The 23,866-nt window shown below is 64.4% G+C and carries 23 protein-coding genes; 13 read left to right on the top strand and 10 right to left on the bottom strand.

The annotated features are described in order from the left end of the window. The first annotated feature begins 42 nt into the window (after positions 1–42). Together NOG11_RS12365 and NOG11_RS12360 are read left to right on the top strand one after the other, a co-directional pair. Entirely contained in the window at positions 43–1,167 is a 1,125-nt protein-coding gene (locus NOG11_RS12365; RefSeq protein WP_256620070.1) for an alkane 1-monooxygenase, read from the top strand. 297 nt (positions 1,168–1,464) lie between these two features. Beyond that, positions 1,465–2,061 (top strand): exopolysaccharide biosynthesis protein, encoded by a 597-nt coding sequence (locus NOG11_RS12360; protein WP_256620069.1) that lies wholly within the window; start codon positions 1,465–1,467, stop codon positions 2,059–2,061. Here NOG11_RS12360 and NOG11_RS12355 read toward each other — a convergent pair. Together NOG11_RS12355 and NOG11_RS12350 are read right to left on the bottom strand one after the other, a co-directional pair. Beyond that, positions 2,053–2,994, bottom strand: a complete 942-nt coding sequence (locus tag NOG11_RS12355) for a polysaccharide deacetylase family protein (RefSeq protein ID WP_256620068.1) — start codon at positions 2,992–2,994, stop codon at positions 2,053–2,055. The two genes, NOG11_RS12360 and NOG11_RS12355, sit on opposite strands and share 9 nt — an antisense overlap. Further along, the gene (locus NOG11_RS12350; RefSeq protein WP_256620067.1) at positions 2,991–3,431 is read right to left on the bottom strand and encodes a nuclear transport factor 2 family protein; all 441 of its coding nucleotides are present in this window, start codon (positions 3,429–3,431) and stop codon (positions 2,991–2,993) included. The genes NOG11_RS12355 and NOG11_RS12350 overlap by 4 nt, the downstream gene beginning before the upstream one ends. A gap of 232 nt (positions 3,432–3,663) precedes the next feature. On the opposite strand from NOG11_RS12350, the gene NOG11_RS12345 reads away from it, so the two are divergent. Beyond that, positions 3,664–5,688 (top strand): TonB-dependent receptor, encoded by a 2,025-nt coding sequence (locus NOG11_RS12345; protein WP_256620066.1) that lies wholly within the window; start codon positions 3,664–3,666, stop codon positions 5,686–5,688. A gap of 19 nt (positions 5,689–5,707) precedes the next feature. Here the strand turns inward: NOG11_RS12345 and nuoE are convergent, their stop codons facing one another. After that, on the bottom strand, positions 5,708–6,364 hold the full coding sequence (gene nuoE, locus NOG11_RS12340; protein ID WP_256620065.1) for an NADH-quinone oxidoreductase subunit NuoE: 657 nt from the start codon (positions 6,362–6,364) through the stop codon (positions 5,708–5,710). Positions 6,365–6,564: 200 nt separating this feature from the next. Here nuoE and NOG11_RS12335 point away from each other — a divergent pair, with 200 nt between their 5' ends. From NOG11_RS12335 to msrB, 4 genes are all read left to right on the top strand, one after another. Next, positions 6,565–8,613, top strand: coding sequence for a TonB-dependent receptor (locus NOG11_RS12335; RefSeq protein WP_256620064.1), 2,049 nt, complete (start codon positions 6,565–6,567; stop codon positions 8,611–8,613). A 144-nt stretch (positions 8,614–8,757) separates the two neighbouring features. Further along, complete coding sequence (locus tag NOG11_RS12330; protein WP_256620063.1) at positions 8,758–10,779, top strand: TonB-dependent receptor; 2,022 nt, start codon at positions 8,758–8,760, stop codon at positions 10,777–10,779. Positions 10,780–10,945: 166 nt separating this feature from the next. After that, positions 10,946–11,854 (top strand): 4-hydroxybenzoate octaprenyltransferase, encoded by a 909-nt coding sequence (gene ubiA / locus NOG11_RS12325; RefSeq protein WP_256620061.1) that lies wholly within the window; start codon positions 10,946–10,948, stop codon positions 11,852–11,854. 33 nt (positions 11,855–11,887) lie between these two features. Further along, positions 11,888–12,436 (top strand): peptide-methionine (R)-S-oxide reductase MsrB, encoded by a 549-nt coding sequence (gene msrB / locus NOG11_RS12320; protein ID WP_256620060.1) that lies wholly within the window; start codon positions 11,888–11,890, stop codon positions 12,434–12,436. 49 nt (positions 12,437–12,485) lie between these two features. Here msrB and NOG11_RS12315 read toward each other — a convergent pair whose 3' ends face one another. After that, on the bottom strand, positions 12,486–13,136 hold the full coding sequence (locus NOG11_RS12315; RefSeq protein ID WP_256620059.1) for a DUF2793 domain-containing protein: 651 nt from the start codon (positions 13,134–13,136) through the stop codon (positions 12,486–12,488). A gap of 311 nt (positions 13,137–13,447) precedes the next feature. After that, positions 13,448–14,416 (bottom strand): YncE family protein, encoded by a 969-nt coding sequence (locus NOG11_RS12310; protein ID WP_256620058.1) that lies wholly within the window; start codon positions 14,414–14,416, stop codon positions 13,448–13,450. A 105-nt stretch (positions 14,417–14,521) separates the two neighbouring features. Here NOG11_RS12310 and NOG11_RS15215 point away from each other — a divergent pair, with 105 nt between their 5' ends. The 3 genes from NOG11_RS15215 to NOG11_RS12295 are packed head-to-tail and all read left to right on the top strand — an operon-like array spanning position 14,522 to position 16,211. Then, a complete protein-coding gene (locus NOG11_RS15215; RefSeq protein ID WP_370468284.1) occupies positions 14,522–14,818 on the top strand; it encodes a nucleotidyltransferase family protein in 297 nt (98 codons plus the stop codon). Beyond that, positions 14,808–15,155: a HepT-like ribonuclease domain-containing protein gene (locus NOG11_RS12300; RefSeq protein ID WP_256620056.1), complete on the top strand. Its 348-nt coding sequence runs from the start codon at positions 14,808–14,810 to the stop codon at positions 15,153–15,155. Before NOG11_RS15215 ends, NOG11_RS12300 begins: the two co-directional genes overlap by 11 nt. Before the next feature lie 39 nt (positions 15,156–15,194). Next, positions 15,195–16,211, top strand: a complete 1,017-nt coding sequence (locus NOG11_RS12295; RefSeq protein ID WP_256620055.1) for a ligase-associated DNA damage response exonuclease — start codon at positions 15,195–15,197, stop codon at positions 16,209–16,211. Between the two features lie 146 nt (positions 16,212–16,357). On the opposite strand, the gene purL is transcribed toward NOG11_RS12295, so the two are convergent. From purL to purQ, 4 genes are all read right to left on the bottom strand, one after another. Continuing rightward, the gene (gene purL / locus NOG11_RS15040; RefSeq protein WP_305889075.1) at positions 16,358–19,075 is read right to left on the bottom strand and encodes a phosphoribosylformylglycinamidine synthase subunit PurL; all 2,718 of its coding nucleotides are present in this window, start codon (positions 19,073–19,075) and stop codon (positions 16,358–16,360) included. 20 nt (positions 19,076–19,095) lie between these two features. Continuing rightward, the gene (locus NOG11_RS12280) at positions 19,096–19,674 is read right to left on the bottom strand and encodes an ATPase (RefSeq protein ID WP_256620054.1); all 579 of its coding nucleotides are present in this window, start codon (positions 19,672–19,674) and stop codon (positions 19,096–19,098) included. Next, positions 19,671–19,868: a hypothetical protein gene (locus tag NOG11_RS12275; RefSeq protein WP_256620053.1), complete on the bottom strand. Its 198-nt coding sequence runs from the start codon at positions 19,866–19,868 to the stop codon at positions 19,671–19,673. The genes NOG11_RS12280 and NOG11_RS12275 overlap by 4 nt, the downstream gene beginning before the upstream one ends. A 460-nt stretch (positions 19,869–20,328) precedes the next feature. Next, positions 20,329–20,988: a phosphoribosylformylglycinamidine synthase subunit PurQ gene (purQ, locus tag NOG11_RS12270; protein ID WP_256620052.1), complete on the bottom strand. Its 660-nt coding sequence runs from the start codon at positions 20,986–20,988 to the stop codon at positions 20,329–20,331. Positions 20,989–21,290: 302 nt separating this feature from the next. On the opposite strand from purQ, the gene NOG11_RS12265 reads away from it, so the two are divergent. Continuing rightward, the gene (locus tag NOG11_RS12265; RefSeq protein WP_256620051.1) at positions 21,291–21,875 is read left to right on the top strand and encodes a flavodoxin family protein; all 585 of its coding nucleotides are present in this window, start codon (positions 21,291–21,293) and stop codon (positions 21,873–21,875) included. A 127-nt stretch (positions 21,876–22,002) separates the two neighbouring features. Continuing rightward, a complete protein-coding gene (locus tag NOG11_RS12260) occupies positions 22,003–23,109 on the top strand; it encodes an NHL repeat-containing protein (protein ID WP_256620050.1) in 1,107 nt (368 codons plus the stop codon). Between the two features lie 57 nt (positions 23,110–23,166). On the opposite strand, the gene rpmG is transcribed toward NOG11_RS12260, so the two are convergent. Then, positions 23,167–23,334 carry a 50S ribosomal protein L33 gene (gene rpmG / locus NOG11_RS12255; RefSeq protein WP_041535506.1) on the bottom strand — a complete coding sequence of 56 codons (168 nt, stop codon included), beginning with the start codon at positions 23,332–23,334 and terminating at the stop codon, positions 23,167–23,169. 80 nt (positions 23,335–23,414) lie between these two features. Between rpmG and NOG11_RS12250 the strand changes: the two genes are divergently transcribed. Beyond that, on the top strand, positions 23,415–23,813 hold the full coding sequence (locus NOG11_RS12250; RefSeq protein ID WP_256620049.1) for a hypothetical protein: 399 nt from the start codon (positions 23,415–23,417) through the stop codon (positions 23,811–23,813). Positions 23,814–23,866: the final 53 nt, after the last annotated feature.

Below are 23,866 nucleotides of genomic sequence, written 5' to 3'. Positions count from 1 at the left end.
CCTTGCGCTACTTTCCGGCAGGCAGAGAGCGGAGGCGCGGCCGTGAGCGATACAGTAATGGCAAGTGAAGCGGCGGTTCCGATCAGGGCGCCGAGGCGTCATCTCTTTCTCCTCGGCCTGCCCTACGCCGTGGTGCCGTCGGTTTCGGTGGGTCTTTACTACGGTCTGGGCGGTGCAGACTGGACAGCGCTGATCCCCTTCGCCTTCTTCTTCATGCTGATCCCGCTGGCCGATGCGGTGATCGGCGAAGATGTCACAAGCCCCCCCGAGACGGACTACGACGCCCTGGCCAAGGACCGCTACTATACCTGGCTGATCCTGGCCGCCGTGCCGCTCTACTTCCTGAACTTCGTCCTGGGCATCATGCTGCTGGTGGACGGCCTGCCGTTCTGGGCCGCTGTGCCCTTCCTCTACGCATTGGGGGTCACGTCGGGGCAGGCCATCGTCTACGCGCACGAGCTCGGCCACCGCACCGGCGCGTTCGACCGCCTGATGGCCAAGATCAGTCTCGGCATGGTGGGCTACGGCCATTTCTGCATCGAGCACAATCGCGGCCATCATGTGAAGGTGGCGACGCCGGAGGACTGCTCCTCCGCACGCTTCGGCGAGACGGTCTATGCTTTCGCTCTCAGAGACCTGCCGGGCGCCTTCATCGGCGGGTGGAAGCAGGAGAGCCGCCGCCTGAAGAACCGCGGCGAGGCCGTGTTCGGGCCGAAGAACGAAATCCTCCAGTCCTACGCCCTGACTGTCCTTATCGCTGGTGTGATGGTGGCGTGGCTCGGCTGGAAAGCGCTGCCCTTCATCCTGGTGCACCACTTCCTGGCCTTCTTCGCGCTGACCATGGTCAACTATATCGAGCATTACGGCCTTCTCCGGCAGAAGAAGGAGAACGGCCGCTACGAGCCCTGCCAGCCGCACCATAGCTGGAACACCAACCACGCCGTCTCGAACATCCTGTCGATCAACCTGCAGCGCCACTCGGACCACCACGCCAACCCGATGCGGCCCTATCAGTGCCTGCGCAATTTCGAAGAGCTGCCTCGCCTGCCGTCCGGCTATCCCGGCTGCATCTCGCTGAGCCTGGTGCCGCCGCTCTGGTTCAGGGTGATGAACCCGAAGGTGCTGGCCTGGGCGGGCGGCGACCGGAGCAAGCTGAACCGCGGCTAGGTTGATGCCCACAAACTCTTATCCGGCGTTTGTATCGCAAACAAACGTGGGTGGCCCCCTCCGCCCTTCGGGCACCTCCCCCACTTCGTAGGGGAGGAAAGTATGAGTGAGGTCTGCCTAGATGTTCGCTCCCCCTCCCTGAGGGGGAGCTGCCGGTAGGCTGAGGGGGAGAAGCAGCTAGCGCTTACCTCTCTGCCTGTCTGCGGACGATACAAACGCCTTCATTTCTGGTCTGCTCCAGACCTTCTCCTGTCCCATAGCCAGGAACTAGAGACCCGCCGTGCCCGTTCGCTGGCCATGAACGATCAGGCCACCGGCGTTACCGATATTCTCGACCGGCTCGACCGGGCCGTTGCCAACCGCCAGGATGCGGGGGAGGGCAAGGTCTCGGTCCGCACGCTGCTCGATAGCTTCGGGGAGCGCAGCTATGGGCCGTTCCTGCTGATCCCGGCCCTGCTCGAGCTCTCGCCCATCGGCGGCATACCTGGCGTACCCACGGTGATCGCCTTCATGGTGCTGACCACGGCGGCGCAGATGCTGGTGGGCAGGAAGCATATCTGGGTACCGGGCTTCATCGAGAAGCGCTGCGTCGACGGAAGCAAGATTGAGGCGGTGGACAGCAAGGTCCGTCCGGTCGCCAGGTGGCTGGACCGCCATACCAGGGAGCGGCTTCGCCTTCTCACCCGAACCCCTGCGGTGAAGGTCGCCGCCGTCTGCATCATGCTGCTGTGCCTGACGGTGCCGCCCTTGGAGCTCATCCCCTTCGGAAGCTCCATCCCCATGGCGGCCATCGCCATGTTCGGGTTGGCGCTTCTGGTCAGGGACGGGCTCCTGATGCTGTTCGGCTTCATCGCCGTGGTGGCGGCGGCGGTGGGGATCGTCCTTCTAGTCTGAAGTCGCGCCGAACGCTCCTGCCTCTTCGAGCTTCTGGTCGATCCCTGCCTCGCTGGCCGACCAGTGGTCGAAGCTCTCCGCGCCGCGCGCGCCTCTATCGTAGGCCATGGCGGCGATCCGGCCCATGCCGGAGAAGGTGGTGTCGGGCAGCTCCTCTGCGATGGGATCGGCAAAGGCCTCGTCCGGCGAGATGATGGTCCAGCCGTTCGCTTCGAGGCCCGCCACCGCCTCACCGATGAAGAAGGCGGCGGCGTCGTTCTCATGCAGCAGCAGAACATGGGCGGGCTGACGTCCGAGCACCGTCTCCGACATCTCGGCGTAGTGCTCGGCGGCATCGACCACCATGGCCGTATAGACCTCCGCGAGGGCCTCACGGTCGACGCTACGGCCCTCCTTCGCCGCTTCTTTCCAGCGGCTGTCGAGGTGCCAGTCATAGGTGTCGATGGTGACGTAGCCCGAGATCAGTCCGCGCTGTTCGAGACCCGCCCGGAGAGCGTCCCGCTTCTCGCGGTCGCCGCGCCCCTCGTCGAGGAAGGGGAAGCGGAACCAGGGCCTGCGGTTCTCGAAACCTTCGAGGCGGCGCTCGGCCTCGTCGATATCGGCGAGGTAGACGTCCGTTTCCGTGCGGTGTGCCCAGGGATGGGTGTGGGAGTGGTTGGCGATCAGGTGCCCAGCCGCCGCGTATCGTGCCGCGCGTTCACGCCCGTCCTCTCTCGTATCGAAACCTCGCGTTGTGACGAAGAAGGCGGAGGGGACGCTGGTCGCCTCATCCAGCGCCTCGATCAGAACGCCTGCCCGCTCGCTGCCGGTCAGCACGGCCCCGTCGCCGGTGGGTGCGTCGTCGAAGGTCAGCGCGATGCGCTTCTCCTGCGCTGAGGCATGAGCCAGGAGAAGCGGGACCAGCCCGAGCGCGATCAGTAGGCGGCCTGTCACTGCGAGCTCTGATCCTGACGGATGAAGACCTTCTGCACGATCTTCCACTCGCCGTCGATCTTGGCGAGGGTCAGCGCGTCGGTGAAACGGCCGTTGCTGTCGAACATGACGGTGGCGAGGCGACCATCGGCGATGTCCATGGAGATGATCTCTCCGCTACGCTCCTCTTCACTAGGCTCTCCCTCGGCCCAGTTCGTAATGACGTCCTTCATCTCCCAGGTGCGGACCTCGTCGCTGCCATCATCGGTTTTCAGAATCCCGACCATCTGCGCCGTCTCGCCGTAGAAGGCCCGGTTGAGGCGCTCCTCGCTCTTTTCGCCTTGGCCATCGAAATAGTCGAACACGGCGGCTTCGATCGCCTGCTCGTCGGTCGAGGGGTCCATGGCCTGGGCCGGTGCGAGGGCGAAGAGGGCGAGGGCTGGTGCGAGCTGGATCATGGTGCTTCTCCCGAGGTTGCGTATCTGTTTCGGCTCATGGTGCCGGTGGTCGGCGTTGAGGAAAGGTTCATCTTTCTCGCCATTCTTACCGATAGTTTAGCTTGTTGGACTACAAACATAGTCTTTTTTGCAGCTCCGGCCATGGATTACAAAGGTAATCGATGTTAGCTCGGTTTATCGATAGACAGCAAGGCGTCCTGGGGAGGGAGCCTTAGCAATTCGGAGATAGTCGGTGAACAGACACCTCGCTTTTGCGGGGGCGGTATCGCTTGCGATGCTGCCCATGATATCGCTCGCCCAGGAGACGGACGCGGACAATCCGCAGACGTTCGAACCGGCTTTCTTCGAACGGTTCGCGCCGCAGACGGCGAGGGACATGCTGTTCCGTGTACCGGGTTTCAGTATCAGGGACACGAGCGAGGGCAGGGGCCTTGGCCAGGGCGGCGCCAATGTTCTCATCAACGGGCAGCGCGTCACGGCCAAGGAGACCGACGCGCTCGAGATCCTGGACCGCACACCGGCGAGCTCGGTGGTGCGGATCGAGATCGTCGATGCTGCCAGCTTGGGCGTTACCGGCCTCACGGGGCAGGTCGCAAACGTCGTCATCGACCGCTCGAACTTCAGCGGCAACTGGGAGTACAACCCGACCTTCAGGGAACGGCTCGCGCCCAGGCTGACGAACGGGTCGGTCTCGTTCTCCGGCGAGGCGAAGGGCGTGACCTATACCGTCGGTTTCGAGAATAACAGCTACCGTGCGGGCCACTGGGGTCCCGAACTGGTCTTCGACGGCGCGCGTAGACTGACGGAAGAACGCTTCGAGGACGCTTGGTACTATGGCGAGCGGCCGTCGCTGACGGTGAACCTGTCGGGCGGCAAGAAGGAAACGGCGCTCTACAACTTCTCCGTCAAGGGCGAGCTTTTCACCTTCGATGGTCGGGAGACCTCGAACCAGGCGGAGAACCTGACGCGGGTCAGCAGCAACAGCGAGGATGAGTGGAACGCCGAGGTTTCCGGCGACGTGACCCGCAAGATCGGCCCAGGCGACGCCAAGCTGATCGGCTACCACCGCTTCGAACACAGCCCGTTCGTCAACGAGTTGAAGCTGGTTCAGGAACCAAGCCCCCTGGTCATCGACCGCTTCTTCCAGGACGCCGACGAAACCGAGACGATCGGACGGTTCGAATACACCGTACCGCGCCCCGATGACCGCTCGTGGGAGTTCGCGGCCGAATACGCCTACAACCGGCTCGATACGGACAGTGCATCCGAAACCAACGAGACAGGACCGTTCGTCAGAACGCTGCTGGATTCGGTGGCGGTGGAGGAAGACCGCGTTCAGGGGTCCGTCACCTACAGCCGGAAGATGTTCGGCGATCTATCGGTCCAGACCTCGCTCGGTGCCGAGTACTCCGAGCTGCAGTCAGATACGGACGGCGTCGAGGGGGAGGTGCGCAGCTTCTTCCGCCCCAAGGGGTTCCTGACCTTCGCCTATCCGACGGGCGCGAAGTCGGACTTCAGGGCGAGGCTCGAGCGCTCGGTTGGGCAGCTCAACTTCTTCGATTTCGTCAGCTCCCAGAACCTTCAGGAGGGCATCAACTCGGCCGGCAACACATCGCTCGTTCCTCAGCAGAGCTGGGACGGCGAGGTGGAGTTCGAGCGGCGCTTCGGCCCCGAGGAGAAGATCATCCTCCGCGCGGAGGCCTCGCTCATCGAGGACCGCGTCGACAACATCGTCATCGACGGCCAGGAAGCAGTCGGCAATATCGACGAGGCCAGGCGGCTGAGCATCGAGACCGAAGGAACCTTCCTGTTCGAGCGGTTCGGTATCAAGGGCATGCGGACGGATTTCCATGCCGAACGCCGCTTCACCAAGCTGGAGGACCCGCTGACCGGCGAGGACCGGCCTTTTTCGGGCCATATCCGGTGGCGAGCGCGCGCCAGCCTCCGCCACGACGTTCCGGGCACGCAGATCGCCTACGGCTTCTTCACGAGCCATATCGAGTTCGAGGACAGGTTGAGCGCCAGGGTGCAGAGCCTCGAATCCTTCAGCCTGCCTCAGACCGAAGTGTTCCTGCAGCACAAGGACTTTTTCGGGCTGAACGCCACCTTCACGGTGACCAATCTCTTCGATCAGGAGGAGCGCTTCGACCGGACGGTCTATACCGGCCTGCGTAGCGAGAGCCCCATCGCCTTCATCGAGGAGCGAGCCCGTGTCTACGGCCCGATCTACTCTCTATCCATCGCCGGAACGTTCTGACGCCGGGTGCAAGTGATGCTCAGGCGGCGTCGGTGTTGGGAAGCTTGGTGATCGGCTTGGCCTGCTCGCCCTGGTAGATGCTCTCATCGGTGAGGGTCGTGTTCTCGCCCTCGGGATCGGAGGTGTGGCGGCCCTCGTTGAAGACGCCGGGCTCCACATGCTCGCCGCGGTCGAGCTTGGCGAGGATGTCCTTGAAGGTCTCGGGCGTCAGGTCCTGGTAGTAGTAGTCGCCTATCTGCGCCATGGGCGCGTTGCAGCACGCGCCAAGGCACTCGACCTCGATCCAGGAGAGGTTGCCCGACTGGGTGATGTGGTTCTGCGGACCGATCACGTCCTTGCAGACCTCGATCAGGTCCTCCGAGCCGCGCAGCATGCAGGGCGTCGTGCCGCAGACCTGCACGTAGTAGGTCCCCACCGGCTTGAGGTTGAACATGGTGTAGAAGGTCGCGACCTCGTAGACCCGGATATAGGGCATATCGAGCTGCTTCGCGATGTGCTCCATCGCGGCGATCGAGACCCAGCCCTCCTGTTTCTGTGCGCGCCAGAGGAAAGGGATCACCGCCGATGCCTGGCGGCCCGCGGGGAACTTGGCGATCTGCGCGTCGCACCAGGACTGGTTCTCTGCCGACCAGGCAAAGTCGGTCGGTTGCTGGCGGGCGGGGCTGCGATCGGCCATGGGGCTCTCCCAAGAATTCGGAAAGCTGCCTATCGCGGGCCGGACGGCTTTTGTCCAGCCGCGCACCTTGTCTCGGGTAGCGGAACCCTATCTGGGCAAAGGCGCACATAGCCGTGACCGATCGAAGCTGTTACGGCATCCCATAACGAGCCGTTCACCCGCCTCAGGGAAAGAACGGACGCGATCGGGGAGATAGGGCTTTGACGTTCAGAACGGCGCTTGCAGCTTCGTGCCTCGGCCTCTTGCTGACCGCCGCCTTCGCCCAGACGGGCGCCGGTGAGGAAGACGGCCGTCAGGTCTACGAGCCGAGCTATTTCGAGCGCTTCGCCCCCCAGACTGCAGGCGACATGCTGGGGCAGGTGCCGGGCTTCTCCATCCGCCAGACCGGCGGCGGCAGGGGGCTTGGCCAGGGCGGCACCAATGTCCTGATCAATGGCCGGCGTGTGACCTCCAAGGACACCGATGTTCTCGAGATCCTGGCGCAGACCCCGGTGGCCTCGGTGGTGAGGATCGAGGTGGGCAGCGCCGCCGACTTCTCCGTGACGGGCCTCACCGGCCAGGTGGCCAACGTGGTCATCGACCGATCTTCCCTGACAGGGAGCTTCTACTACTCCGCCACCTTCCGCGAGGAGCAGAAGCCGAGGCTGACCCAGGGCGGCGTCTCGCTTTCGGGCGCTGCGGGTGATCTGAGCTACACGGTGGCCCTCAGCAACGAGGCGTGGCGGGGGACCGAAGACGGCTTCGAAGAGCGGCTGACCCCCAATGGCGAGCTGATCGAGCGCCGTTTCGAGCGCTCAGGCAGGCGCAACGAGGCGATCACCCTGACGATGGACCTCGACTACCCGCTCACCCTGGGTGCGGATCTCTCGCTTACCGGCTCGGCCACCACCAGCTCGCGGGAGAACCGGGAGCGCTCCATCGGCCCCGAAGACACCCGCATCGCCACGGGCGGCGAGGATGAGTGGAACGCGGACCTCTCCGCCGAGCTGACCACCGCCATCGGCCCTGGCTCGCTGAAGCTCATCGGCTATCAGCGTCTGGAGCACAGCCCGATCACCTCGCGCAGCCGCACGGTGGTGCCGGAGCTCGACGACGAGGTGACCACCTTCAAGCAGGTCTCGGACGAGGGCGAGAGCATCTTCCGATCCGAATACGCATGGTTCACCGGCGGCGGCGCGGCCTGGGAGGCGGCGGCCGAGATCGCCTACAACTTCCTCGAGAACGAAGCGGACCTGATCGACGGCGAGGGGGAACTGGCTATCGTCACACCCATCCTGCCGCGCCGGGTGGATGAGCTGCGCACCCAGGCCTCCCTGACCCGCGGTTTCAAGATCGGACCCAAGCTCTCGGTCCAGGCCTCCCTAGCCGGTGAGTGGTCCCGCCTGACCGTCGATGCCCAGGAGCTGCAGCGCGAGCAGACCTTCCTCCGCCCCCGCGGCAGCATCACCGCCGGCTACCCGGTGGGCGACAGGATGGACATCAGGGGTCGGCTCGAGCGAACGGTGGGGCAGCTCAACTTCTTCGACTTCGTCAACTCCTTCGACCTGCAGGAGCAGCGCGAGCAGACCGGCAACACCAACCTCGTGCCCCAGCAGGCATGGCTAGGCGAATTCGAGGTCGAGCGCCGCTTCGGCGACAACGAGAAGATCATCGTGCGGGTCGTCGGCGAGCTGATTGAGGATCTGGTCCAGCGCGTGCTGATCGAGGACGAGGACGGGCTCGGCAACCCTGTCTTCTTCGACGCCGTGGGCAATATCGACGAGGCGCGGGCCATCCGCTTCGAGACGGAGGGGACGCTTCTCACCGACCGCTTCCGCTTCGAAGGGGGGCGCTTCGACTTCAACTATACGAGGCTCGGCACGCAGCTCGAGGACAGCACGACCGGGCTCGACCGCGGTTTCAACAGGGTGCGCGACTGGGAGTACGAGGTGAACTTCCGCCACGATGTGCCGGGTACCCCCTATGCCTGGGGTGCCGACATCGAGGGGCGTGACGACTTCTCCGCCGTCCGCTTCAACGAGGCCCTACGCGAGAGCGAATCGACGCCCCGCTACGGCATCTTCGTCGAGCACAAGGACCTCTTCGGTCTCAACCTCCGGGCGGCCGCTAGGAACCTGTCCAACCGGGAAATCGACCTCACCCGCACCCGCTTCGCCGGGCCGAGGGACCGCTTCCCGGTCACGGTCATCGAGGACAGGACGCGCACGGAGAACATCCTGTTTACTTTGAACCTTTCCGGTAACTTTTAGAGCCTCCCGTATAGATTTTCTACGTTAACCAGTTTCTTCGCTCACGCGGTTGTCATCATTGTGATTTCGGGCGATGGTTCGCGCTGCGCGGGGCAGGGCAGAGCAAGCTCCCCGCGGGTCGGCAGGTCGATCGGGAGTAGATCAGTGGCGTTGAGGTTCAGGGGCAGGCTGCTCGCCGGAACGGCGGCAGCGTTGGGAATGTTTTGCGCGGCGGGTGCCTCGGCACAGGAAGCTGACCGCCAGGTCTATGACCGGGCTTTCTTCGACCGCTTCGCGCCGCAGGATGCGCGCGACATGATCGACCAGGTACCGGGCTTCTCGGTGCGGGAGCGCGACGAGGCGCGGGGTCTCGGCCAGGGCGGCACCAACATCCTCATCAATGGGGAGCGGGTGACGTCCAAGGACACGGACGTCCTCGAGATTCTGGAGAACACCCCCGTTCGCGCCGTCGCTCGGATCGAGGTGGCGGACGCGGCGACCCTCGGCGTGACGGGGCTTACGGGTCAGGTCGCCAACGTCGTCATCATCCGCTCGGAGCTTTCGGGCCGCTTCCGCTACCAGCCCGCCTTCCGGGATGGCTCGCAGCCTCGCCTGACCAGGGGCTCGGTCTCGGTGGCGGGCAAGCGCGGCGATGTGGCGTATACGCTCGGCTTCTCCAACGGCGCCTCCCGCTCCTTCGAGGAGGGGCCGGAAGTGGTCACCTTCGGCAGCGGGGCGACGGAGGACCGCTTCGAGCGCATCCGCGTCTTCGTCGAGGCGCCGTCCATCACCACGGCGCTGACCATCCCGACCGGCGAGCGCGGCAAGCTCACCTTGCGCGGCTCGGCCCGCTCGATCTCGGTGGAGCAGGAGGAGACCTCCATCGGCTTCGGCGGGGGGCTGAGGAACTCCAAGCTGTCCCAAGATGCGTGGAACGCCAATGTCGCGGCGGAATATACGTACACGAAGCATTCCGGCCAAACAGTGAAGCTGATCGCTTCGCATAAGGAAGACCGCTCGCCGCTCATCTCGGACATTCTGGGGTTCAGCGGCGAGGGCGACCGGAACCTCGTGGCCCGCTTCGCACAGGAGAATGACGGCCGCGAGAGCATCGTGCGCGCCGAGTTTTCCGGGCGTACCAAGAAGGGAGGCACCTGGGAGCTGGCCGGTGAGGCGGCCTACAACCAGCTTCAGAGCGACGACGTGCTGGTGGTGAACGGCGGCGAGCCAAGCCTTTCCGATCCCATCGACGCCGCGGAGCTTCGCGTCCAGGGCTCGATCACCAGGGGTCTCAAGCGCGAAGATCTGGCGGTCCAGTTCTCCGCCGGTGCCGAGTGGTCCGAGATTGACGCTGAGAGCGGCGATCTCGACCGCCGAGAAGACTTCTTCCGCCCCAAGGGCCTTCTGACGGCGGCCTATGACGCCTCGGATAAGTGGACCGTGCGCGGACGGTTGGAGCGTTCGGTGGGTCAGCTCGACCTTCTCGACTTCATCGGCCGGGCGGACCTGCAGGAGGAGCGCGACCAGGGTCAGAACATCGGTCTCGTGCCCGAGCAGGCCTGGGAGGGCGAACTCGAGTTCCAGCGCAAGATCACCGCCAACGAGAAGATCATCTTCCGCCTCGAAGGCGCACTGATCGAGGACCTTCTGGAGCGCGGCCAGGTGGACGGGCGCGACGCGGTGGCCAATTTCGACGGCGCCCGCTTCGGCTTGGCTGCGGTCGAGGGCACGCTGTTCACCAAGCGCTGGGGCTTCGATGGCGGCCGCTTCGACTTCCTCGGCCAGCGCCAGACGAGCCGGGTCGAGGACCCCTCCGACCCCGATGGCGAGCGCCAGATCAGCCTGCGCCAGGAATGGACTTACCGCGCGAACTTCCGCCACGACATTCCGAATACGCCCTATGCCTACGGCAGCACGGTGACCAACGCCGCGCGGCGCACCGTCTACCGGTTCAATGAGATCTCCTGGGCGGAGACGCCCGAGCCGCAGCTCTCGGTCTTCTTCGAGCACAAGGACGTCTTCGGGCTGAACCTCGTGGTCACCGCAGGCAACCTCCTCAACAGACCGGACGTGCGTGAGCGGACGATCTTTAACACCGCCAGAAACCTAGGCGAGCTCAACCGCATCGAGGCGCGCGAGCGGACGGACAACCAGGTGTTCAGCTTCGCGCTCTCGGGGACGTTTTAGGGGCTGGCCCCCTCAGCCTACCGCCAGCTCCCCCACTAGTGGAGGAGCGACGTAGAGAGCCAACGCCGATCACAGTTTCCCCTCCCCCACTGGTGGGGGAGGTGCCCGAAGGGTGGAGGGGGCAGCGGCGCTTTGACAGCCGCCCCGCCCTGGCTAAACGCCTGTCATGGAAGCCGCCGACCCCCGACCTCAGGATGCCGAGCCTGGTCTCATCGACCGGATGCCCCGTGCCCTCCAGCCCTACTTCCGGCTGATGCGGGCCGACCGCCCGGTCGGGGTCTGGCTTCTCTTCCTGCCCTGCATCTTCGGCCTTCTGGCGGGACGGTTAGAGGAGATGACGGCGGACAGTTTCTGGCGTCTGGTGATCCTTTTCCTAATCGGCAGCTTCGTCATGCGCTCGGCGGGATGCGCTTATAACGACCTCGTCGACCGCGATCTCGACGCGAAGGTCCAGCGGACAAGGGGCCGCCCCTTGCCCAGCGGCGCGGTCAGCCCGCGCGGCGCGGCGGTGCTGATCGGGGCGCTGCTCGTCATCGGCTTCCTGGTGCTGATCCAGCTTCCGCTGCTCGCCATCCTGATCGGGCTTCTCTCCCTGGCGCTCGTCGCAGCCTACCCCTTCATGAAGCGCATCACCTGGTGGCCGCAGCTTTGGTTGGGCCTCACCTTCAACTGGGGGGTGCTGGTCGGATCGGCTGCCGCCGCCGGGACGATCTCGCTCGAAGCGGCGCTGGTCTACGCGGGCTGCATCCTTTGGACCCTCGGCTACGACACCATCTACGCCCTCCAGGATATCGAGGACGATGCGCTGGCCGGGATCAAGTCCAGCGCCAGGCGGCTCGGCAGGGACGTGCGCCGCGGGGTGGCCGGGTTCTATGCTGGCGCTGCGGCGTTTTGGCTCGGGGCGCTTCTCCTTGGGGGAGCGGGGGCCTGGTCGCTGCTGCTGGTCCCAGCGGTGCTGCACCTTCTGTGGCAGGTCACCGCGATGGAGGAGGGCGATGCGGCCCGTAACCTTGCCGTGTTCAAGTCGAACATCTGGCTGGGAGCGCTTCTCACCCTGCCGCTGTTAGCGCTGTGACCGCGCCCCTCCATCCAACAAGGGAGGCATATGATGAGATTTCTGTTCGACCGCCGTCAGGCCCTGCTGACGGGGCTTTGCGCCGCAGGCATTCCGCTGAGCGCCTGCGCGAGAACCGGCACCACTGAAGGAGCTTCCATGTCCGACACCGCCATCCGCCCCGTCCCCCTCGGCGAGGGTGACATCGACTGGGACGCCATCACCCGCGAGGAGTGGCAGGAGCGCCTCACGAACGAGCAGTTCCGCATCCTGCGCAAGGAGGGCACCGAGTGGGCAGGCAGCTCCGATCTCAATAAGGAGAAGCGCGAGGGCACCTATATCTGTGCCGGGTGCTACCTGCCGATCTTCACCTCGGAGCAGAGATACGAGTCCGGCACGGGCTGGCCGTCCTTCTTCGACTACGAGGAGGGGACGCTCGGCTTCAAGACGGACTACAAGCTGATCTACCCGCGCAAGGAGTACCACTGCGTCCGCTGCGGCGGACACCAGGGGCACGTCTTCAAGGACGGACCCGACCCCACGGGCCTGCGCTACTGCAACAACGGCGCGGCGCTCCTTTTCGTGCCGCGCGGCGAGGCGTAGACTGCCGTCATTCCGGATAGCCTTCGGCTTCCGGGATGACGTGGTAGGCTCACGCCGTGTTCGGCATACTGACCGCCCCGGTCTCGCGGTCGATGGTGAGGGCGGTGCGGTAGGTGCCGTCCGAAGCTCTCACCTTGATCGAGAACTCGTCCGTCCCCGCTAGGCCGAACTCGGCCATGGCCGTGTAGTTCGTCTGGAAGACGAGGCTCGCCGTACCGGTGCTCTGAGCCTTGTTGATGTTCACCCGGACATCGCCGCTGCCGCCGGTATCGTCGTGGCCGAGGAGGACGGCATCGGACTTCACGGCGAGGCGGTTCACGGCATCGGCGGAGGCGTTGACACCGACCGTCCTGCTCTCGCTGAGGAGCCGCCAGCCACTGCCGTCATGGGCGCGTAGCCCTGCGTCCTCTTCCGAGTAGACCACGAGCCCCGCAAAAGGGGCCACGGCAGTCCAGGCGCCCTCCTGAAAGATCATCAGCGTACCTTCAGGCTGGCCGCTCCAGGCGGCACCCGTCGCATTCTGGGGCAGGATATAGGCGTCGCCTTCGCTCGCACCGGGTTCGGCTGTGAGCGATACGCTCTTTACCCGGACATGAAGGATCCCATCGAGACGCCGCAGGCTCTCATTGACGGTGACATGTTTCTGGGCCTGTGCCTCGGCCAGATAGCTCAGCCCCAAACGGGCGGAGGTGAGTGACATGGGGTGCTCCTCATTCGTCTCCGCCCATGATGGGCCGGATAAGAGGAGCGGGGATAAGTTAGCTGGTGCCGCTGCCCCCTCCGCCCTTCGGGCACCTCCCCCAACCAGTGGGGGAGGAAGAAAGAACCATTGTAGCGTTCTTCGNGAGCGGGGATAAGTTAGCTGGTGCCGCTGCCCCCTCCGCCCTTCGGGCACCTCCCCCAACCAGTGGGGGAGGAAGAAAGAACCATTGTAGCGTTCTTCGTCGCTCCCCCTCCCCGAGGGGGAGCTGCCGGCAGGCTGAGGGGGAGGGGCGCTGCCCTAGTTTCAACTCACAGAGGCGAGTAGCCGAGCCCGTCCGAACCCTCACCGGCCTTCAGTTTACGCAGCACTTTGCGGCTCTCCGTGTCGATCTCGTAGATCGTCGCCTCGCCGGTGGCCGCGGCCCAGAGCTTCGAGCCGTCCGGCGCGTAGAGAAGCGTGACCGGCACGGCCCTTCGGCCCAGCCGGACGCTGCCCTCCTTCTCGAAGCTCTGCGCATCGTAGAAGGTGACCTCGCCGCGGTCGAACTCGCTTATGGCCAGTGTCGCGCCGTCCGGGCTGATCTCCACACGGATCGGTACGCCCTTCGTTGCGAACTCGCCAACTTTTTCATAGCTCTGCGCGTCGAAGACCATGACGTTCTTTGAACCGTTATTGCCGACGAACAGGCGCTTTCCGTCAGGAGAGACGGCAATGGCCTCCGTACCTTCCCCCGCCTCGACATCATGGACCTTCATCGCGGTGGCGATATCCACCACGGTGAAGCTGCCCGAGGCGATGTTGGCCACATAGGCAGTCGAGCCGTCCGGGCTGACCGCCACCATGTGCGAGCCGTCCTGGTCGGTGGAGATGTACTCTGCCCGGCGGCCGTCGCGAGTGGGGTTCAGAATAGCAACGTTCTTCGTTGCCTCGGCGGTGACGATGACGCTGTCCGTACCCGGTATCCATTTGAGGCCGTGGAGCGCCGCCGCGCCGCCGAGCTTGGTCTCGGTGCTCTTTGTCGCATCCGCCACGTCGAAGACATGAAGGCTCCGCCCGTTATAGCCCTCGCCCCGATAGCTCACCACCACCGCCGTGCTGCCGTCGGGAGAGACGGCGATCTCATGGGGATACCGCCCCGTCTCGAGCCGCGCCCGCTCCTCGCCGGTCTCGAGGTCGATGAAGCTGACCGTGTCCTCGGCCTTGTTGCCGACGATCAACGTCTCGGCAGCGGCGGGGGCGGTGAGAAGGGCAGTGGTGAGGGCGAGGGGGCGCAGCATAAAGGGCTCCTAGTGTCCTGAAGAAAACCTAGATGGTTTACCATCAACGCCCACACCAAGCGACTGCCTATCGTGTATGAAGTTCGGTCTCGACGTGGTAGCAAGATGGCTATGGCACACATGGTGAGAGCAGTATTACAGCCGCACCGTCCCGAACTGCGCAATCTTGGTGTCGTGCAACTGCGGATATTTGGTTCCGCGGCTCGCGGTGATGTCACTGCTGCTTCCGATGTCGATATACTTGCCGTCTTTGATCGAGATGCGAGGCCAGGCCTTAAGATGGCAAGGCTCCATCGACGCCTCGAAGAGATACTCGGCCGAGAAGTCGACTTGCTTCGCGCACCTGTCGAACAACCCTCCTTAGCCGCGAGGATCGAACGCGAAGGTGTTGATGCCTTCTAGCCGACCTGAGCAGCGATATCGCGACATTCTCGCAGAGATCGCCTTCATCTTCGATGCTACCAGAGGCATGAGTTTCGAGGTTTTCAAACAGGACGGCTTCACGAGGCGCGCTGTCGAACGAAGCTATGCGATCATCTCCGAGGCTGCCGTCAAACTAGGGTCCGATGCCGAGCATTTAGTGCCCGAGATTCCGTGGGCCGATATCAGGGGTTTGCGAAACCTTATTCGGCATGACTACGGCGAGATCGACTACCAAACGCTTTGGGAGATTTTGGACAGTGATCTGGAAGAGCTGAGGCGTGGGTGTCGCAAGGCACTGGCCCTACTATCACCGTAAGGGTCTGTCGGAACGCCTAGTGAACACTATATAGCTCTGATGCGCCCTTCCGAACTCCTTCATCCCACCCCGCAAGGCCTCTACTGCCCGCCGGGGGACTTCTATATCGACCCCGTGGCCAGCGTCGGCAGGGCCGTCGTCACCCATGGCCACAGCGATCATGCGAGGTCGGGCCACGGCTCGGTGCTGGCGACCCACGAGACCATCGAGATCATGGCCACTCGCTACGGCGAGGGCTTCACCGAGAAGCGTCATCCGGTGGGCCTCGGCGAGGTGGTTACGCAGAACGGGGTCAGCATCTGGCTCTCGCCCGCGGGCCACGTCCTCGGCTCGGCCCAGGCCGTGGTCGAGTATCAGGGCACACGGATCGTCACCACGGGGGACTATAAGCGCCGCTACGACCCCACCTGCGCTAGCTTCGAGCCTGTTTCCTGCGACGTGCTCATCTCCGAGGCGACCTTCGGCCTGCCGGTCTTCGTTCATCCGGACACGGCGGGGGAGGCGCGGAAGATCCTCCGCTCCATCGAGCAGTTCCCGCACCGCGCACACCTGATCGGCGCCTACGCTTTCGGTAAGGCTCAGCGGCTGATCTGTCATTTGCGCGAAGAGGGCTATGACAAGCCGATCTATATCCACGGCGCGATGAAGCGGCTCTGCGAGCTCTACGAACGGCTTGGGGTCGAGCTGGGGCCGCTGGAGCCCGCCACCGTCGAGAAGGGCAAGGGCAGCAAGGAGCGCTTCGCCGGAGAAATCGTCATCTGTCCGCCCTCGGCGCTTCAGTCGACCTGGGCTAGGCGGTTCCCCGAGCCGCTCTTAAGCTTCGCCAGCGGCTGGATGCGGGTTCGTCAGCGTGCCAAGCAGCGCGGCATCGAGCTGCCCATCATCATGTCCGACCACGCTGACTGGAACGAGCTCACCGACACCGTGCGCGAGGTGGACCCAGCGGAACTCTGGGTCACCCACGGCCGCGAAGACGCGCTTGTGAGGTGGGCGGAGCTTGAGGGCCGTCAGGCGAGGGCGCTGAGGCTGGTGGGGTATGAGGAGGGGGAGGAGTAGCCTCGCCCTCGGTCCTCAAGCTACGTAGCCCCCTCCGCCCTACGGGTACCTCCCCCATGAGATGGGGGAGAGAAGCATGAGAACCGCTTAGTCGCTTCTTCGCTCCCCCACGAGTGGGGGAGCTGCCGGCAGGCTGAGGGGGCAGCCTACTTCGCCACCGTCTCCAAGGCCAGCGCATGAAGCGTATCGCCCATCTTACCGCCTAATGCTCTGTAGACGAGCTGGTGCTGCTGCACGCGGTTGAGGCCTTGGAAGGCGGAGGAGACGATCCGTGCCCGGTAGTGATCGCCGTCGCCAGCCAGGTCCTCGATCTCGATCTCGGCGTCGGGCATGGCGGCGAGGACCATCTCTTTGATCTCAGATTCTTTCATCGGCATCAGGCGGTCCTCCTCTAGGCGGAACAGGTCGGGGATGGTGGCCTCGTGGGCAGCGGCGAGGTCGGTGACGTCGATACGGTCGTCGCCGTCGAGGATGATCTGCTCACCGCCGAAGATGCCCAGGCGGCTGGCCTGGAGCCCTGCCATGGCGGCTTTCAGGACGAAATTGTCAGCCGCTTCGGCGGGTACGGCGCAGAGATAGCGGGCCTGATCCTCGCCGAACCAATAGGCGGCGCGGCGTGAGCCGACGGAGGTGGTGAGGGCGAGGCCCATGCCGCCCGCAAGGCACATCTCGGCGGCAGCGACCAGAAGACCGCCGTCGGACACATCGTGTACGGCGCTCACCCGGCCATCGGCGATGGCGCGGCGGATAAAGGCGCCGGTTTCGGCCTCGGCCTTGAGGTCCACGGGCGGCGGAGCGCCTTCTTCGATGCCGAACAGGGTGCGAAGGTAGAGGGACTGACCCAGATGACCTCGGGTCACACCGATGGAGACGAGCGCATCGCCACTCTCAGCGCCCGCCATGGAGGCGCGTTTGTCTGCGTCCTGCAGAAGGCCCACGGCACCGATGGCGGGGGTGTGCGGAATGGGTGAACCGTCGGTTTCGTTGTAGAGAGATACGTTACCGGAAACCACGGGTGCGCCGAGCGCTTCGGAGGCTTCGCCCAGCCCCCTGATGCAGCCTACGAAACCCGCCATGATCTCGGGCTTCTCGGGGTTGCCGAAATTGAGACAGTTGGTGATGGCGATGGGTTCCGCACCGACAGCGGAGAGGTTGCGGCACGCCTCGGCCACGGCCTGCCTGCCGCCCTCGACAGGGTGCATGGCGCAGTAGCGCGGCGTGCAGTCGGCGGTGACCGCCAGGGCCTTGTTCGTTCCGTGTACGCGGACGATGCCTGCGTCGCCGCCCTGCTGTAGTGTGTCGGCCATGACCGTGTGGTCGTACTGCTGGGTGATCCAGCGGCGCGAGCAGAGTTCGGGCGAGGCCATCAGCTTGCGGAGCGCCAGGGTGAGCGGGTCGCCGCCGGGCTGGTTTGCGAGGTTGATTTCGGAGGTTGCTTCTTCAGTGGAAGCGCCCCCAACGACGCCCGCGCTCTCCAGGTTCTTCGCCGCAGTGACGAAAGCCTCGCCCACGGAGGCGCCATTCTCGGTCAGCCGGGCGTAGATACGCGCCTCGAGCTCGGTCAGGCTGACGCCCACCGCATCCACGCCGTCTTTCTCCGCCAGGGTCTCGCCGACCAGCGCCTCGGCGATCTCGGCGATGGGTTTCTCACCGGTGGTGAGGCGTACCTCTACCTCGCGGTAGCTGCGCACGGGGTCTTCGAGGGGGGCGGGGGGCTCCAGCTCCGCCTGCGGACGGTCGTAGTTCGGTGCCTCGTCGGCCAGGGGGCCGAGGGGCAGGTCGCACTCGACCTCGCCTTTATGTTCGATGACCAGGTTGCCGATGGCGGTGGTGTGGCCGATGACGGCGAAGTCCACTTCCCACTTCTCGAAGATGGCACGTGCCTTGTCCTCGGCGCCTGGTTTGAGAACCATCAGCATACGCTCCTGGCTCTCAGACAGCATCATCTCATAAGCGGTCATGCCGTCCTCACGCTGAGGAACGTCGTCGAGCTTCAAGTGGATGCCGCCTTCGCCCGCCGCCACGCCGCCCGAGGCCATCTCGACGGAGGAGGAGGTAAGGCCAGCCGCGCCCATGTCCTGAATGGCGAGGATGGCGTCCTCGGCCATCAGCTCAAGGCAGGCTTCGAGCAGCAGCTTCTCCATGAAAGGGTCGCCGACCTGGACGGTGGGGCGCTTCTCCTCGCTCGCCTCGTCGAACTCGGCGGAGGCCATGGTGGCGCCATGGATGCCGTCGCGGCCCGTCTTGGAGCCGACATAGACGACGGGGTTGCCCGCGCCCTTGGCAACTGACAGGAAGATTTTGTCCGTGTCCGCAATACCCACACACATGGCGTTGACGAGGATGTTGCCGTTGTAGCGAGGATCGAAGCCTGTCTCGCCAGCCACCGTCGGCACGCCCATGCAGTTGCCGTAGCCACCGATCCCTGCCACCACGCCGGACAGAAGATGCTTCGTCTTCGGATGGTCAATGGCGCCGAAGCGCAGCGCGTTCAAAAGCGCCACCGGCCTTGCGCCCATGGTGAAGACATCGCGCATGATGCCGCCAACGCCTGTGGCTGCGCCCTGATACGGCTCGATAAAGCTCGGGTGGTTGTGGGACTCCATCTTGAAGATGACCGCCTGGCCGTCGCCGATATCGACCACGCCCGCGTTCTCGCCGGGGCCGTGGATGACGCGCTCGCCAGTGGTCGGCAGGGTCTTCAGATGCCGCCGGGAGGATTTGTAGGAGCAGTGCTCCGACCACATGACCGAGACGATGCCGAGCTCGAGCAGCGTCGGCTCCCGCCCGATGGAGCTCACGAAGCGGTCATACTCGTCAGGCGTCAGCCCGTGTTCGGCAATGGTCTCGGCGGAGTGGGTCATAGCCCGGGGGAATGCCCGCCTCAGCCCCCGGTGGCAAGAGCCTCGCGGAGGGGCAGGAACCAGGCAGGAAGGGGATCGGCGAGGAAGGCGGGTTCGGCGTGTTCGTAGCGGGCGATCATGCGGTGGTGGTCGATGTTTTCGTAGAAGACGGCTTCGTCAGCCATGGAAGCTGCTGGGACTGCGTTGGTGAAGCTTTTGTCGAACCGCCGCATCTGCACGTCCACTGGAATGTCGTGTCCGCCGCTAGCTGCGCGTTGCCTGACGCGCTGGCCGCTGGTGACAACTGAAGAGGCGCCGACAAAGAACATCCGGATGAGGAAACAGGCACTTTTCGCAGCCCTCATGGTTCGCAGGATTTCTCTGCTGGTGAGCGTTGTCTCCCGTGCGAAGGTGGTTCTGGCGTCGATAAACCGCCTGCTCTCGTAGAGGGCGTATCGGCCCGCCTGCAAATCGGATCCGTCCGGTCCTAAAGCACGCCGAATGTCATCGGGATTGATGAAGGGTCCGAAAAACCGACCTTCTGCTTCCAGCGACGCCACCAGCGTCGACTTTCCGGGGCCATTGGGGCTAGCGATGACCGTGAACGAGGGCGGCCTCACGGCAGATCGTCAAGGCTTCTCAAAATCTTCGTGCTGCCATCAGGGTAGATGGCAATGGTTTCACCGTCCCGCTCCGTCACATAAGGCAGCCCCTTCGCATGAAGCGCCGCTTGCGCCTCAGGACCGGCGTCCTTGATCGCCTCTTCGATCTCCTCGGCGGTCATGTCGGCGACGTGGCGGTAGGGTCTGGTCATCGTACCAGTATGTGTGAAAGTTTCGCTCTCTCAAACCATTTCCTACGACGCGGTCACGGTGAACGTCTCAATCAACGACATGCTTTCGCCTCTCTGAACAAACAGCAGTCACAAGTGCGAGCAAAGCTGAGCCAACCACGAGAACTATGAACATCAATAACAACCCAACTAATATCTCTTCCCCGTACCGCTCCCGCCAGAAGCGGTCACCTGCGTATACTGACCTCTGCAGTTCGGTGACGTAACCTACTGACCAAACGAGCAGGGCGAAGGTAGGGGGAGCGAGCGCCGCCCGGATAGCACGCTGACGCGCTTGAGGAACAAACACCGCAAATAGAACTATAGAATAGTGAATAACCCAGTAAAACGCACCGCCAAGATAGGTGAGAACTAGGACTGCGAGGAAGAAGTCTTGGAATGGATCACCGGTCGAAGAAATCATGTTTGTAGGCCAGTCGTTTCAAGCCGCCAGCCCCTCGACCATCCGCTCAAAGAACACCCTGCCACGGCCGCCCTCGGCCATGTCGCGTTCCGGGTGGGGCATCAGCCCCAAGGTTCTTCCGTCGGCTGAGGTGATGCCTGCGATGGAGCGGGCCGAGCCGTTGATCGGCTCGACATAGCGGAAGGCCACGCGGCCTTCGCCTTCGAGGCGGTCGAGGTCCTCGTCCGAGGCCTGGTAGTTGCCGTCGTGGTGGGCGACGGGGAAGCGGGTGTAGTCGCCCGCCGCGTATCCCTTCGTATAGGGACTATCCGTCTCGCCGACACGCAGCGTCGCCTCGCGGCTGATGAAGTGCTGGTTGGTGTTGGACATGAGGGCGCCGGGCAGGAGGCCCGCCTCGCATAGGATCTGGAAGCCGTTGCAAATGCCTAAAGTAGCGCCGCCCGATTCGGCGCGCTTTTTCACCGCATCCATGATTTTCGCGCGAGCCGCGATGGCGCCGGTGCGCAAATAGTCGCCATGGGCGAAGCCGCCGGGCAGCACCACGAGGTCGAGGCCTTCGGGCAGCTCGCTCTCGGCATGCCAGACCATGTGCGGCTCCTGTCCGGTGACCTGGCGCAGGGCGACCTGGGCGTCGCGGTCGCAGTTCGAGGCGGGGAAGACGATGACGGCGGTTTTCATGGGGGCCGGTTAGACAAGGCCGGGGGAGAAGGCGAGGGGTTTTGTGGGGAATACGCCCTTCGTCATCCCGGACTTGATCCGGGATCCATGGCCGATGGGTAGTCTACAGAACGGCGGCGGCACTTCTCGCAGATGGCAGGCCATGGGTCCCGGATAAGCGCTGCGCGCTTTCCGGGATGACGAGCCGCCCACCGCTCTCACCCCTTTGCGAACACCGCAAACCAGCTTTCGGCAGCGGGGCGGTAGTCGCAAGGCCCGCAAGGGGCACATAAGCGTCAGCGGAACGGGAAGAGGACACACCCATGACCACCATCGCGATCATCTATTTCTCCGGCTATGGCCACACCAAGCTCGTCGCCGAGGCCGTCAAGGAGGGCGCGGAGAGCGTGGACGGCGTGGAGGTACGCTTCCACACCGCCGAGGAAGCCAAGGACGCCATTGAGAGCTTCGGCGATGTGGACGGCATCATCTTCGGCTCGCCCACCTATATGGGCTCGGTCGGCGCGCCGATGGAGGCCTTCTTCGATGCCTCCTCCAAGCCCTGGTTCGCCCAGGCCTGGAAGGACAAGCTCGCGGGCGGCTTCACCAACTCCGGCAGCCCGTCGGGGGACAAGGTGCTGACGCTGCAGCGTATGGCGGTGCTCGCCGCGCAGCAGGGCATGCTGTGGGTGTCGACCGGCCTTCAGAACGAGACGGCGAGCCCAGACTATGACGGGCCGTTGGAGCAGGGGATCAACCGCCTCGGCGGCTATCTCGGTCCGATGGCGCAGTCGGAAAACAAGGAGCCGAGCCCAAGCAATCCGCCCCAGGGCGACATCAAGACCGCCCGTCTCTACGGGGAGCGCTTCGCCAAGGCCGCCAAGCGCTGGGGCTCGGGCACGCTCTAACGGAAACGCACCTCACATTCGGGTGCGAAGCGTATCCTCGGCGTCACCTTAGGGAGCGCCGCGCGAACAGCGGGGCAGGCCTGCCCCCGCCCCCGGAGGGGCAGGCTCCGCAAGGAGAACCTGCCCCATGACACCCTCCAGCATCCGCTCCACCCGACGCTTCGCCGTGGTCCTGTTGGCCTCGGCGTCGTCGATGTTCGCCTTCGGCGCCGCCTCGGCCGCGGTCACCTTCGACGTCATCGCCTCGTCGGGCGCGACCGGCGGCGGCACCAATCAGATCCTTCGCTTCGACGGGCTGACCGGTGACTTCCTGGGCGTTTTTTCAAGCCCGCTGGACGGCGTGAACGACCCCCGCGACATCATCGTGGACAGCCGCCCGAACGGTATTCCCAACACCTTCTTCGTCAATACCGGCAATTTCCCGCCCTCCCCGACGCCGGACAACGACAATGTCTTCGTGCTCGACGCCGACGGCAATGTGCTGCGGACGGCGGTGGACTTCTCCGAGACGGGCTCGGGCTTCGTCGATGCAGGGGGCGGTGTGTTCGGGCCGAACGGCAACCTCTTCGTCGGCTCGAGGGCGCAGAACAACGTGCTCGAGTTCGATCCCGAGACTGGCGCCTTCATCGGTCCGGCCTTCGCCGAGGGCCTGATCGACGGCGGCATCAGGGGCTTCGTCTTCAACGATGAGGGGACGCTCTTCGTCGGCAACGGCGCGAACCTCTCCACCGGCCTTGGCGGCGGCGGCATCTTCGCCGTGGAGAACGGGGTGGCGACCCAGCTCGTGGACGATCCCGAGCTCAGCCCCCTCGACGTGATCCTCGACCCGACCCAGGAGTTCCTGGTGGTCTCAAGCCAGTTCCCCTTCGAGGACGGCAACGCCGCCGCCGCCACCATCCGCATCTTCGACGTGGAGACCGGCGAGCTGGTCAACGTGCTCGACCCCGGCCTGGGCGAGGACGGCGAGCCGCTCTTCGCCTCCCCCAGGGGGCTCGGCTTCGCGCCGGACGGAACGCTCTTCGCCTCGTCCACAGGGACGGGATCGATCCTCCGTTTCGACATCGGGCTCGGCACGTTTCTCGGCGTGTTCGCTGAGTTCGAAGGGCTGAACGGTCAGGCGCTCGCCTTCATCGACACGACGCCGGACGCCTCGGAAGTGCCGCTGCCGGGCGCGGGCCTTCTCATGGCTGCGGGCGGCGGTTTCCTCGTCCTACGCCGCAGGAAACCAGCCTAATAAACAAAAAGCCGGAGCGAAGGCTCCGGCTTCCCGATACTAGAAGAGGGGAAAGATCTACTTGATCTTGCCTTCCTTGAACTCGACATGCTTGCGCGCGACGGGGTCGTATTTCCGCACGACCATCTTCTCGGTCATGGTGCGCGTGTTCTTCTTCGTCACGTAGAAGAAGCCGGTGCCTGCGGTCGAGTTGAGGCGGATCTTGATGGTTGTCGGTTTTGCCACGGTGATGCCTAACTAAGGATCGAGAAAACGAAGGGCTGGCGTTTAAAGCCTCGCGCCAGCCTGTCAAGCGGGAAGGGGCCATGCAGCTACGAAGCGCCGTCTACTTCATCCTGTTCGCCTTCCTGCCGGGGCTCGGCTACCAGTATGTGCAGGATCAGCTCCGCCCCCGCGGAGGGCTCGACGGCGCGGCAGCCTATCTCGCCGGGGTCGCGCCCAACTTCCTAGGCGGGGTCTCGCTGACCGCCGGTCTCATCGTGATCGCCCTCAACCTCTTTCCCAAGGCCCCGCGCATGACCACGACAGTGCTTACGGCGCTGATCTCTCTTATGGGCCTTCTGGGATGGGAGGTGCTGCAGCGCTGGATGCCGGGCGGGACCTTCGACCCGGCGGATCTTCTGTGGACTGTACCTGGTGTGGTGCTCAGCGCGGCGGCAGCTTTTCCGTTTCTGAAAGTCAGTCGCAAAGACGGCGAAGAATGAAAGTCGTTCTCAACAGCAATGCGACCGACTTGCAAAGTCATGAGCAAAGATAG

Origin of the sequence: Parvularcula maris (assembly GCF_024505085.1) — a bacterium.
In the GTDB taxonomy this organism is placed as follows: Bacteria; Pseudomonadota; Alphaproteobacteria; order Caulobacterales; family Parvularculaceae; genus Parvularcula; species Parvularcula maris.
This window is presented reverse-complemented; position numbering and strand designations above follow the sequence as displayed.

Coding starts and splice junctions, on each gene's coding strand:
- NOG11_RS12295 (WP_256620055.1), top strand. CDS start 15,195: ATGCGCCCTTCCGAACTCCTTCATCCCACCCCGCAAGGCCTCTACTGC.
- msrB (WP_256620060.1), top strand. CDS start 11,888: ATGAGATTTCTGTTCGACCGCCGTCAGGCCCTGCTGACGGGGCTTTGC.
- NOG11_RS12300 (WP_256620056.1), top strand. CDS start 14,808: ATGCCTTCTAGCCGACCTGAGCAGCGATATCGCGACATTCTCGCAGAG.
- NOG11_RS12310 (WP_256620058.1), bottom strand. CDS start 14,416: ATGCTGCGCCCCCTCGCCCTCACCACTGCCCTTCTCACCGCCCCCGCC.
- NOG11_RS12250 (WP_256620049.1), top strand. CDS start 23,415: ATGCAGCTACGAAGCGCCGTCTACTTCATCCTGTTCGCCTTCCTGCCG.
- purL (WP_305889075.1), bottom strand. CDS start 19,075: ATGACCCACTCCGCCGAGACCATTGCCGAACACGGGCTGACGCCTGAC.
- ubiA (WP_256620061.1), top strand. CDS start 10,946: ATGGAAGCCGCCGACCCCCGACCTCAGGATGCCGAGCCTGGTCTCATC.
- NOG11_RS12275 (WP_256620053.1), bottom strand. CDS start 19,868: ATGACCAGACCCTACCGCCACGTCGCCGACATGACCGCCGAGGAGATC.
- NOG11_RS12350 (WP_256620067.1), bottom strand. CDS start 3,431: ATGATCCAGCTCGCACCAGCCCTCGCCCTCTTCGCCCTCGCACCGGCC.
- purQ (WP_256620052.1), bottom strand. CDS start 20,988: ATGAAAACCGCCGTCATCGTCTTCCCCGCCTCGAACTGCGACCGCGAC.
- NOG11_RS15215 (WP_370468284.1), top strand. CDS start 14,522: ATGGCTATGGCACACATGGTGAGAGCAGTATTACAGCCGCACCGTCCC.
- NOG11_RS12315 (WP_256620059.1), bottom strand. CDS start 13,136: ATGTCACTCACCTCCGCCCGTTTGGGGCTGAGCTATCTGGCCGAGGCA.
- NOG11_RS12265 (WP_256620051.1), top strand. CDS start 21,291: ATGACCACCATCGCGATCATCTATTTCTCCGGCTATGGCCACACCAAG.
- NOG11_RS12260 (WP_256620050.1), top strand. CDS start 22,003: ATGACACCCTCCAGCATCCGCTCCACCCGACGCTTCGCCGTGGTCCTG.
- NOG11_RS12360 (WP_256620069.1), top strand. CDS start 1,465: ATGAACGATCAGGCCACCGGCGTTACCGATATTCTCGACCGGCTCGAC.
- nuoE (WP_256620065.1), bottom strand. CDS start 6,364: ATGGCCGATCGCAGCCCCGCCCGCCAGCAACCGACCGACTTTGCCTGG.